Source organism: Paenibacillus sp. fava2, assembly GCF_058313675.1.
Window position 1 is genome coordinate 4,245,453 of record NZ_CM177755.1, and the last position, 11,589, is coordinate 4,257,041.

Below are 11,589 nucleotides of genomic sequence, written 5' to 3' on the forward strand. Positions count from 1 at the left end.
CATAAGCAGTCACCCTGCACAGCATAGCCCTGTCTCCGCTAACGTTGAAGACAGGGCCGCCGGGCGAGAAAGACCTATTCCTATTATACTTAACAGGACAGCTGTTTAACTATGGCTTAGTCCTGCGGCACCACAAACTCCGTCAGCTTATAGCCCCACTTTTCATAATCCTCTTTGTTCAGGCGGACGCTGTAGAGCACATCGTTTTCTTCATACTGGGTATCCTGCACTTCCCCCACCCGGTACAGCAGCGAGGACAGATCCCCCCGGTCGCCGGGAATGCGGAATACCAGCGTATCTCCGGCCAGCTCATCGGCAATCAGCCCGGTGACACGTGCCAGATCGTCAGGATTAAAGGCGCTGATCTTCAGATATCCCCGGCCTGAAGGCAGCATCTCCAGCTGCTCCGGCTGGCAGAGATCGCTTTTGTTGAACAGGACTACCCGCGGCTTGCCGGCAGCACCAAGCTCCTGGAGAATGGAATCGACAACCTCCATCTGCTCCTCCCGCATCGGAGAGGAGGCATCCACAACATGCAGCACCAGATTGGCCTCATTGACCTCCTCCAGAGTCGCCCGGAAGGAAGCCACCAGATCATGCGGAAGGTTCTGGATGAACCCGACCGTATCGGTCAGCACAACCTCTTTGCCCGCCGGCAGCTGCAGCACACGTGAAGTGGGATCGAGTGTAGCGAACAGCTGGTTCTCGATATAAACATCTGCATCAGTCAGCTGCTTCAAGAGCGTCGATTTGCCGGCATTAGTATAACCGACCAGCGCTACCTGTACTGCCCCACTCTTGCGGCGGCGTTCGCGGTGCAGCTCGCGGGTCTTGACGACATCATCAAGCTGGCGCTTGAGCTCCGTGATCCGGCCGCGGATATGCCGGCGATCGGTCTCCAGCTTGCTCTCCCCGGGACCTCTGGTACCGATACCGCCGCCGAGCCTGGACAAATTTTTGCCGTGTCCCGACAGGCGGGGCAGCAGATAGGAGAGCTGTGCCAGCTCAACCTGTATGATGCCTTCTCTCGTCTTGGCCCGGCCGGCGAATATATCCAGGATCAGCTGGGTGCGGTCAATAATCTTCAGGTCGAGTGTTTCCTCCAGATTTCGCACCTGGGCTCCGGACAGCTCCTGGTCAAAGATCGCCGTATTGGCGCCTAGCCCGTCTGCCGCCATCCGCAGCTCCTCCACCTTGCCTTTGCCGATGAACCACTTGGAATCAGGGGTTTCCTTGTTCTGGCGGAGAACGTCCACCACCTCAACTCCGGCTGTCTCGGCGAGCTGAACCAGCTCCTGCAAAGACAGCTCGGGGTCGATGCCCGTGCGCTTGATTTTGTCTGTGACGAGACTGACGAGAATCGCCCGGTCTTGCATATCTGTCTGTGTATCATGGGTCAGTGACATTAATTGAATGCTCCTTCTTCTTATACCTGTTGAAATGTCTGTCTGTGTTTGTCCGGTAGCGCTTTGCAGCAGGCGCAGGGCTAAAGCTTGAAATCTTCCGTCCGCAGCGTCATCAGCTCCTGCTTGCCGGGGCTGGTGCTATCATACTGGTTCAGCAGCCGAACTGCCTGTGCCCGCACTGCCTTTTCAATAGAATTACGGACATAGCGGGCGTTGCTGAAGGCGTGAAGACTCTCGGTCTTTTCGATCAGCAGATGCTGCTTTAGCTTGAGTATGGCCTGGGGCATCAAAATATAATCGCGCTCCTTGGCCATCAGCTCGGCAATCTGCAGCAGCTGGTCGATCGTATAGTCGGGAAATTCGACCTGAATCGGAAATCTTGAAGGCAGGCCCGGATTGCTCATCAGAAAATAATCTATCTCTTCCGAGTATCCGGCCAGGATGAGCACAAACTGGCTGCGCTGGTCCTCCATGCTTTTTACAAGCGTATCTATCGCTTCCTTGCCGAAATCTTTGTCCCCGCCGCGGGCGAGGCTGTAGGCTTCATCAATAAAAAGGATGCCGCCCAGCGCTTTTTTGACCAGATCACGCGTCTTCTGGGCGGTATGTCCAATATATTCGCCGACCAGGTCTGCACGTTCCACCTCAATCAGATGCCCTTTGCTGAGCACCCCCATCCGCTGAAACAGCTTAGCGACGATTCTGGCAACGGTGGTTTTCCCGGTTCCGGGATTTCCCTTGAACACCATATGGTAGGCCTGGCCGCCGCTGGCCAGCCCCGCCTCGCTGCGCATCTGGGCAACCTGCAGCAGGGCATAAATTTCGAATACAAGCTCCTTGATATTGTCCAGGCCCACAAGGGCATCAAGCTCCCGGCTTAATTCCTGGAATAACCCGCTGCGGCCTTGATTTTTGGCAGGCACAGGTTCGCCTGCGGCCATACCCGCCGCAGGCGGTTCCTGATTCCGCAGCACAATATTGATCTGCCGTGACGGCCGGCCATCATCCCGGCCACTTGCCGCTGCTACGCGTCCGTTCACCTTGTTCACCTCATTATCCAGGGCTGACTTGCTCTAACTCAAGTCTATTCCGGCTGGCGGGGTGTTATTAGCAGATTCGGGAACTTTATAGCTTCCTTGTTGATTACATAAACAGCTGCTGTAATTTCCACTTGCTGTATGCAAGAATCTCCCGCGATTTATATTTGAGCATGGACATCGTTTCGGACTCCGTTACACCAAGCTGCGGGGAAATATAGCCGAATTCCTCCGCAATCTCAAGTGCCCGCTGCCCGTGAAAGGTATGGGTAATAATAACAGCGGTTGTCATGCCTTCACGCTGCATAATCTCCTGGCTGAACTTCAGATTCTCGTAGGTGCTGGTAGATTCATTCTCCATCAGGATGGCCTGGTCCGGCACGCCATGCTCTACCAGATAGTTGCGCATCCCCTGGCCCTCTGTGTACCGGTAGTCGGGATGATCGAGCCCGCCCGAGACGATAAAGCGGCTGAACTTGCCTTCCTCATAAAGCTGCAGCCCGTAATCCAGACGTTCCCTGAGGCCGGGGCTGGGCTCGTCCCCCCACATGGACATTCCCAGAATAATACCGGCATCAGCATTGATCATCGGTGATGCAGTAGCGGCACTATTGATCCTGTTGAACGCAACCGCACACCACAGCAAACCTGCTGCCACTGCGGCGGTACAAACAAGCAGCAGCCTGCGTCTGAAGCGTGAGCGCCGTTTCCGCGATACCTTACGGATGGGAGACGAGCCTTTTTGGTAAACATACCATTCCATTTCTATTTCCTCCTGAATTCTCCGTGATGGAACAATTCGGCACGATGCTTCAGGGAAAGGGCAAAGTAAGGAAAGGAGTGTGCATCAATACTGCGCAGAATACCCTTGGCTGTTGTCCAGGCCAGCTTGTAGTCGCTGTCTGTAATATCATTACGTTCACGCGCTTCCTCAAGCTCATCCTCATCAAGCAAAAACACTTCCCCGTTCCACAGCACCACCACATCCAGATACAAATCATCGAACCAGGGAACTCCCTGATCCGTAACACCCTGGACCTTGCAGGTGTCTATGTACCATTGTATGATATTCTGCCGTTCGTCAAACATGGCCGTTACAATATAATGGCTGTCCTTGGGAAAATACTGCAGCCAGGAATAACCCTTGTCCGCGATGCGGTATGTATGCCTGCCATAGCTTTTCCAGAGCGGTTCCTTCAGCCCGTAAATCGTATAAAGTGTAATATAACCGCTGAATTCCCGGGTCTCCACATAGCGGCAGGCAAAATGGCGGCGCGTAATCCGGCGCCAGTTGGCCCGGTCTCCGAATTTACGTTTCATATGAATAACCCTCTCGAATAATGGTGTATCCAGCTTAACACATTTGGCAGATACACTCAAAACAAGTCTTACCAAGTAGAAACGGCTACGCCGTCTAATCAGGACGGTACCCGTTTCTGCGGGAAAGATAAGGATAATGGATCATGTGAAACCTATACCTACTTGTTCTTTCAAAAAACGACAACGCCCTGTCAGGTCTCAACCGCATTCAAAAAAAAGACAGGCAGACATCCACTCATTAGAGGAAGCCTGCCTGCCCTGTATAGTCTCTTGAACTCTATAATCTGCTAGAACAATCTTATTGTGTACTGCCGTCTCCTTCTGCCATGCCTGCCGCCGGATCGGTTACAGCCCCGGCTCCGGTATCCGGGCCGGCATTGCCGCTGCCCGGCACCGTTTCAGGCGGAGAGGTTGGCGCCGGTGTGGCCGGAGGCGGTGTCGGCAGGGCTTCAGGCGTATTCACCGGCAATCCGCCGTTGCCTCCGCCATTGCCGTTTCCGTTGTTACCCTGGCCGTTACCATTGCCGTTGCCGTTACCATTCCCGTTGCCGTTATTACCGCTGTTGTTGCCGTTCCCTTCGCCGTTCCCATTCCCATTCCCGTTCCCGTTGCCGTTATTGCCGTTTCCGGAATCGTCAGTCGGCAGGTTCGGATCCAGTGTGGGTTCAGGCTCCATGGTCGGCATCTCATCCTGCACGGCTACAGTAACCGTGTCGGAAGGTTCGCTTTCCTGATCCAGTTCAGGATAATAGGCCGTCACATAGTATTCGTAGGTAAGGCCCGGCATGGCGCTGATATCGCCTACAGTCGGCGACACCGTGTTCAGAAGCGCCGTAAACTCGCTCTCAGATGTCTCGCGCCGGTAAATCCGGTATTCCACGCCTTCAGCCTGCGCTGGCGCCCAGCTCAGATTGACGGTCATCGTGGACGGATCATAAGCAGCTGACAGCCCGCTTACCGGCTGTACAGCCTCCGGCGTAGCGGTTGGCTCTGCTTCATTGGAGCCTGACGGTGACGGGAAGGATTTGGACGGAACACCTTCCAGCGCCTCCTCCATTACCTTGCCCCAGAAGGCCGCTGCCAGCGGACTGCTGTTCTTCAGCAGATGGGTCTTGCTCGGCTTGTCATAGCCCATCCAGACCGCCGCTGTCCATTCCGGCGTATAGCCGACGAACCAGACGTCACGGTTGGAGCTGATTCCGGAGTACCCGCTCTGAGTGGTGCCAGTCTTACCGGCAACCGGACGGTTGATCTTCGCTTTTTTACCGGTCCCGTCCGTTACAACCTCCTGCATCATCTCGGTCATCTGATACGCCGTCTGCTCGCTCATTACCCGCTCAGGCGTGGTATTGGCTCTGTAGACCGTATCCCCGTCGCTGTTCTCAATCGACTTAATCGAGTAGGCCTCCCGCAGCTCCCCGCCGTTTGCAAAGGCACTGTAGGCCTGGGCCATCTCCAGCGTATTCGTGCCTTGCGACACACCGCCGAGCGCCAGCGCCAGGTTTTTATCGTCATCGCTGAGGTTAATGCCGAGCTTCTTCGCAAACTGGAAGCCGGTATTCACACCGATTTCATTCAGCAGCCAGACTGCCGGGATATTTTCCGATTTCGTAATGGCTGTGCTCATGCTGATGGTAGACGAGTAACCGTGTAGATTGTTCGGACAATAGGTGCCGAAGCACTGCTTTTCGTTACTCAGCATGGAAGAGCTTGTGAACTTGCCCGATTCCAGAGCCGGTGCATAAGCAACAATCGGCTTAATCGACGAGCCCGGAGAACGGCGGCTGCCGTTCACGCGGCTGAAGCCTTTTTTCTCATAATTGCGTCCGCCCATCAGGGCAACAATACTGCCGTTCTCCTGATTGATGATTGTCATCGAGCCTTGAACCAGCTCATCGTCGACGCTTTTTTCGAAATTATCGCTGTCGGCAAAAGCCTTCTCCACCGTCTCCTGGGCGTGCTTATCCATCGTGGTGTAGATTTTGTAGCCCCCGATGTTCAGATCGTCTTCGGTCAGCCCGAATCTCTCTTCTGCTTCATCAATCGCGAAATCAATAAAGGCCTGATAACGCTGCTTGCTCTCCGGCGGCTTGTAGCTGTATTCCACCACTTTGGCCTGATCCATCTCTTCCTTGGTGATGTAGCCCTGCTCATACATGAGCTGAAGCACTACGCCGCGCCGCTCTTTGGAGAGCTCGGGGTTGCGGAGCGGATTGTAGCGGGAAGGCCCTTTCGGCATTGCGGCCAGTGTGGCCATTTCCCACAGATCCAGATCCTGCAGGTTGCTCTTGCCGAAATAACGGATCGACGCCGCCTTGATTCCATAGATCGTGCCCCCGAACGGGATCCGGTTAAGATACATCGTGATAATATCATCTTTGGTCTTGGAGTTCTCCAGCGCAACAGCGATGGATACCTCTGTCGCCTTGCGGAAGAACGTCTTGTCACGGGTCAAAAAGATATTTTTGGCCAGCTGCTGGGTGATGGTACTGCCGCCTTCCACCATGCTGCGTGCCGCAATATCCTTCACCGCTGCGCGGCCGATCGACCAGAAGTCTACCCCTTTGTGTTCAAAGAAACGTTTATCCTCGGTTGCCACAAAAGCGTTGATCAGCTGCTCCGGGATATCGTCATGCTCCACCGGATCGCTTTTTTCCAGTGACAGCTCGCCGATCAGGTTCGCATTCCGGTCAAAAATCTGTGTCGGCGGATTGACCGTCAGCTTATCCTGGTTCTCATTAAGCAGCTTCTGCCCGTTAAGCATAATGAACAGGTAACCGCCGAGCGCACAAAAAATCGCCAGGGCCATTGCAAAAAATAAACTCCATAATACGCGTTTTTTGGTTAAAAACTTTTTCTTTTTCTTCGGCTTGGGCTTGCCTGTGGATTTCGCAGAGCCCGACTGTCTGTGTCTGTTGTTTGTCCTTGATATTTCGTCTCTGGACATGCTGCCTCCTGACTCCCTTTCGGAAATATCCTCAAATTTGTGGCACGAATGAAAAGAACAACCTTCGCAGGTTGCTCTCGCGCACTCTATTCAAACGGTTTATAAACAAAAAAGTTTCGCTTTAAGGCAGTAAAATGTTACTCGTCGCTTCCGCTGTCCTGCATCAGTGAGACACTGCGCTGCGGCGTGAAGGTCGAGATCGCATGCTTGTACACCATCTGCTGGCGACCGTCACTGTCGATCACAATCGTGAAATTATCAAATGCCTTGATGATTCCCCGGATCTGAAAGCCGTTGGTCAAATATACTGTGGCAGGGATATTCTCTTTACGCAGCTGGTTCAAGAACGTATCTTGGATGTTAATGGACTTGTTCATATGACGTACCCCCAATGGTTCAATTAGATTGTTCGTAAGTATATTCAACACCTGAGAGAAACTTTCCTGCTATTATACCACGCAATCTGCAGTTACAGCAATTCGCTGCATTGGAGTGAAGTTAAGGTATATAACATGAACGTTTACGCAGCCGGGGCGGCTTCCGGTAGCACGCATCGTCCGTTCTCTCTAGAATACATGTTAAATCTTCCGCCCCCTTCCCGTCAATTCCTTACACTCCGGTTAGTGCTGAAGGCCCCCTCATTTTTCTACCGCAAATCAGCTGGGGTTGAATCAGTCCTGCCAAAATAAATAAAAGCCCCGGAGCATGTATGAAACATACTCTCGGGACTATTCACGATGCATAAAAGAATCGAAGCAAGTGCCGTGTTCATCTTATCTATCAAGCTTACGGGAGATAATCTCACGTATCTTTGCAAGATTACCGGGATAGTTCTGTTCGTTAAAATCTTCAATCCATTCGATTTCCTTCATGTGGCGGAACCAGGACAGCTGGCGCTTGGCAAACCGCCGGGTGTCGCGCTTCAGCAGGGTCACTGCTTCTTCATAGGTCAGTTCCCCCCCCAGATAAGCGGCAATCTCCTTGTAGCCAAGCCCCTGCATGGCTACCATGCTGCGGTGATAGCCCTTATCCAGCAGCCCCTGCACCTCGGCAATCAGCCCCTGCTCCAGCATCTGGTCGATCCGGTCCTCAATCCGCTTGTAGAGGATCTTCCGGTCCATGGTCAGGCCGATCAGACACAGCTCATAGGGGGATTCCCGGGTCTGCTCCGCTTTGTTGGCGGACAGGGTGGTACCCATCTGATGATGAATTTCCAGCGCCCGGATAATCCGGCGGCGGTCATTCGGATGAAGCCGCTCCGCACTGGCCGGGTCCACGGCGGCAAGCCGGGCATGCAGCGCCTCGGCCCCGTGCGTTTCCGCGTAAGCATCCTGTTCGGCGCGGAACGCTTCATCGGCCACCGCCTCGGAGAAGCGGAAGCCGTAGCACAACGACTCAATGTATAGCCCTGTGCCGCCGACAATAAACGGCAGCCTGCCCCGGCCGCTGATCTCTGCAATCAGCCGCTTGCCCTGCTCCTGGAATTCGGCAACCGAATATGCCTCCTCCGGATCATGAATATCAATCAGATGATGGGGGATTCCGTTCATTTCGGCCGTGCTGATCTTGGCTGTGCCGATATCCATGCCGCGGTACACCTGCATGGAGTCGCCGGAGATGATCTCAGCATTGTAGGCCTCAGCCAGTTCCAGGCTCAGCCGGGTTTTGCCGACGGCTGTCGGGCCCAGCAGCACGAGCACTTTATGTTTCGTCTCAGTTGTCAATGTGAATCACCCCGTACGATATTTTGGCGCTCCCGCGCAGCAGCTCCGTGAAGCCGAGCCGGTTAAATTCGCCGCTCAGCGCCTTTTCCTTGAGGAGGACGGTTTTACGGGCAACGCGGCGCGCTTCAGCGACCGTCTCCTCTGAAAGCGCTGCGGTGTTGGCGAACTGGCGCAGCGGCGAGATGGCTGACGAATCCATCAGCGGCACCCGGAACATCGGGTCAAAATAAACGATGTCCACGCTCTTGTCCGGCAGCCCGCGCAAATATTCCAGATGCTCGCTGTGAACCACCCGGATGCGGCGCAGTGCTTCATTGACCTTCGCCTGCCCTGAAGTATAGTGCTTCATGCCTTCAGAGAGCAGAGCATACAGCGGCAGCGAGCTCTCCAGCGCTGTAACAGTAGAGCCCTCTCCGCCCAGCACGGCAAACAGAAGGGAATCGCTGCCGAGGCCGGCCGTACAGTCCAGCACGCTGTCACCCGGTTCCATCCGGGCCGCTTCCAGCATAGCATCCGGTTCGCCCTTGAGAATCCGCTTGGCCCGGACAAAGCCCATGCTCGGATGGAATTCCATCGGCGGCGTGCCCGGCGTAATCAGCCGGACCGCCTCCTGGAGGATAACCAGAATATCTTCGTCCCCGTAGCGCTCAACCAGCCGCCTCACAGACAACTTCCCGCGGGGTATAAATTTCGTTCCGGTATGCTCCGCCAGCGCCCTGGCCCGCTGAACAATTTCCGGTATCGGGTCAAAGCCCGTCGTTATAATCATGTTGCCTCCATTTCCGGTACTCGCTTCTATCGTTAGGTTACATTACCCGCTTGAACAGCTTCTCCAGATCATAAGCAGAGAAGGACACGACAATCGGCCGGCCGTGCGGGCAGGTATAAGGCTGCTTGCAGGCCGCCAGCCGTGACAGCAGCGCATCCACCTCCGGCTCCGTCAGCTTCTGGTTGGCCTTAATCGAGGCCTTGCAGGAGCAGAGGATCGAGGATTTCTCGCGCAGCTTGGCCAGGTCAATGGACCGCTCGCTGAGCACCCACTCGGCCATTTCCTCCACCAGCGCCTTCTCCTCCCCTTCCGGGAACCAGTAAGGCAGGGAGCGGACCAGAAATGTCTGGCCCCCGAAATGCTCCAGGTATACCCCGGCCTTCTCAAACCAGTGCAGCCGCTCGCTGAGCTGGCGGCTCTCTGACGGCGTGAATTCCAGTGTAATCGGCAGAAGCAGCTCCTGCGAGGCATCCTCCGGACGCCCGAACTTCTCATAATAATATTCGTAGTTAATCCGCTCATGTGCAGCGTGCTGGTCAATCAGATAGAGCCCGCTGTCGTTCTGGGCAATAATATAAGTGCCGTGATGCTGACCGATGTAATTCAGCTCGGGAAACTGCGGGAGACCCGGATCGGCATTCCCGCTCGGGGCGTACAGCTCCCCGGCACTAGGCAGGCTGCCGCGTGCCGGCACCGCTGCCGGCGGCTGGCGGAAGCTCCCGCCTCCGTCACTCCGGGGCCGCGCCGGCGCCTGCGGGAAGCTGCCGCTGTAGACAGCGGCACTCTCCCTGGCCTGCGGCTGGAAGGCCGGAGACTGGCCGGGCTGCGCGGCCAGCAGATCAGCGCTGCCGCCGGAAACAGGCGGGCGGCCTTCAGTGCCGCCGGATTGCCGGACGGGATTGGCGGGGCTTCCGCTGAACAGCGGCGCGCTGCCCTCGCTGCCCGGGGCGGCTGGAGGTGTGTAGTTCCCGCCGGACAAGCCGGAAGGCTGAACGGCTGCTGCACCGCCTGCCGCAGGCAGGTTAGCTGCAGCAGTAGTTTCTGCCTGCGCCGCCGGTGCAGTGCCCTTGGAAAAGGCGAACTGCTCCTGAATGAAGGAGCTGCTGCCCTTCCCGCCGACCGTTTCTCTGCCGGGGCGGGGAATCAGGTTCTGGCCGAGCAGCACCTTGCGCAGCTCCTGCTCTACAAAGGCGTACAGCTCCGTCTCCTTGCTGAAGCGCACCTCCAGCTTCGCCGGATGTACGTTGACATCGACGAGCGAAGGATGCATCTCCAGCTTGAGCACCAGCAGCGGATAGCGGTTAATCGGCAGCAGCGTGTGGTACGCGCGCAGGATTGCCGCATTCAGCCCGTTGCTGCGGATATAACGTCCGCCGACGATGGTTGTTACCGCGTTCCGGTTGGAGCGGGTCCATTCCGGACGGCTGATGTAGCCGGTGATCTTATAATCGGGATCTTCCGCGCTGACCGGCAGCATCGCCTTGGCTGCTGATGTGCCGTAGACGGCTGCGATGACCTGAAGCAGATCACCGCTGCCGAGTGTATGCAGCAGCTGGTTGCCGTTATGGTGCAGCGTAAAAGAAATATCAGGGTGCGCAAGCGCCATCCGGTACATCGCATCCGATATATGCCCGAGCTCGGTCTGAATGCTCTTCATATACTTCAGCCTTGCCGGAGTATTGTAAAACAATTCACGCACAGCCATATCACTGCCTTTGCCGGCAGGCTGATCTTCATTGGCAATCAGCCGCCCGCCTTCGATCGCGATCTGCCGGCCCTTGCCGTCATCTCCGCTGGCTGTAAGCAGTGTAACCTTCGACACCGCCGCGATACTGGGCAGTGCCTCGCCCCGGAAGCCGAGGCTTGTAATCTGGAACAGGTCGCGGCCGCTGGCAATCTTGCTGGTTGCATGGCGGTAGAACGCCGTCTCGCAATCCTCCGCTTCAATGCCCGAGCCGTTGTCCTTGACGCGGATGCTCTGCAGGCCGCCCTCTTCCACGGTAACCTCAATGCGGGTGCTGCCGGCATCAATGGCATTCTCCACCAGCTCCTTTACGACGGAAGCCGGCCGCTCCACTACTTCCCCGGCAGCAATCTGGTTGGCAATATGCTCGTCCAGCACATGAATTTTGGCCATGATTCATTCACCTCGCGGTAATATATTAATTTAATTGGATTTATGCTATCTAATTCTATTACTTCCCAACAATTATCTGCATTAGGTGGAAAATCAACAGCTAATTTAGCCATTAACCCCGTTCAGACGTTAAAACCGCAGAATCAGGTGACGTTTTTCCACTAAGCTTCGCTTAATCGGTGGTTGAGCCGGAAATAAGTGACGAAATTCCACTTACTTTGGTTTGCCCTGCGCTGCAGGACTATTTTC

Annotated in this window: 9 protein-coding genes; all 9 read right to left on the reverse strand. The window is 55.5% G+C overall.

Annotated elements, in window-relative coordinates:
• Positions 1–116: 116 nt before the first annotated feature.
• Positions 117–1,406, reverse strand: a complete 1,290-nt coding sequence (gene hflX / locus AC4G46_RS18410) for a GTPase HflX (RefSeq protein ID WP_491124000.1) — start codon at positions 1,404–1,406, stop codon at positions 117–119.
• Between the two features lie 80 nt (positions 1,407–1,486).
• Entirely contained in the window at positions 1,487–2,446 is a 960-nt protein-coding gene (locus tag AC4G46_RS18415) for an AAA family ATPase (protein ID WP_491124001.1), read from the reverse strand.
• Positions 2,447–2,549: 103 nt separating this feature from the next.
• The gene (locus tag AC4G46_RS18420) at positions 2,550–3,206 is read right to left on the reverse strand and encodes a YdcF family protein (RefSeq protein ID WP_491124002.1); all 657 of its coding nucleotides are present in this window, start codon (positions 3,204–3,206) and stop codon (positions 2,550–2,552) included.
• Between the two features lie 2 nt (positions 3,207–3,208).
• Positions 3,209–3,763, reverse strand: coding sequence for a ribonuclease FAU-1 family protein (locus tag AC4G46_RS18425; protein WP_068724970.1), 555 nt, complete (start codon positions 3,761–3,763; stop codon positions 3,209–3,211).
• A gap of 298 nt (positions 3,764–4,061) precedes the next feature.
• Entirely contained in the window at positions 4,062–6,710 is a 2,649-nt protein-coding gene (locus AC4G46_RS18430; protein ID WP_491124003.1) for a transglycosylase domain-containing protein, read from the reverse strand.
• A 137-nt stretch (positions 6,711–6,847) separates the two neighbouring features.
• Positions 6,848–7,087, reverse strand: a complete 240-nt coding sequence (hfq, locus tag AC4G46_RS18435; protein ID WP_068724967.1) for an RNA chaperone Hfq — start codon at positions 7,085–7,087, stop codon at positions 6,848–6,850.
• A 396-nt stretch (positions 7,088–7,483) separates the two neighbouring features.
• The gene (miaA, locus tag AC4G46_RS18440; protein WP_491124004.1) at positions 7,484–8,434 is read right to left on the reverse strand and encodes a tRNA (adenosine(37)-N6)-dimethylallyltransferase MiaA; all 951 of its coding nucleotides are present in this window, start codon (positions 8,432–8,434) and stop codon (positions 7,484–7,486) included.
• The gene (locus AC4G46_RS18445; protein WP_491124005.1) at positions 8,424–9,203 is read right to left on the reverse strand and encodes a class I SAM-dependent methyltransferase; all 780 of its coding nucleotides are present in this window, start codon (positions 9,201–9,203) and stop codon (positions 8,424–8,426) included. The genes miaA and AC4G46_RS18445 overlap by 11 nt, the downstream gene beginning before the upstream one ends.
• Positions 9,204–9,240: 37 nt before the next feature.
• Complete coding sequence (gene mutL, locus AC4G46_RS18450; RefSeq protein ID WP_491124006.1) at positions 9,241–11,340, reverse strand: DNA mismatch repair endonuclease MutL; 2,100 nt, start codon at positions 11,338–11,340, stop codon at positions 9,241–9,243.
• Between the last annotated feature and the right edge of the window lie 249 nt (positions 11,341–11,589).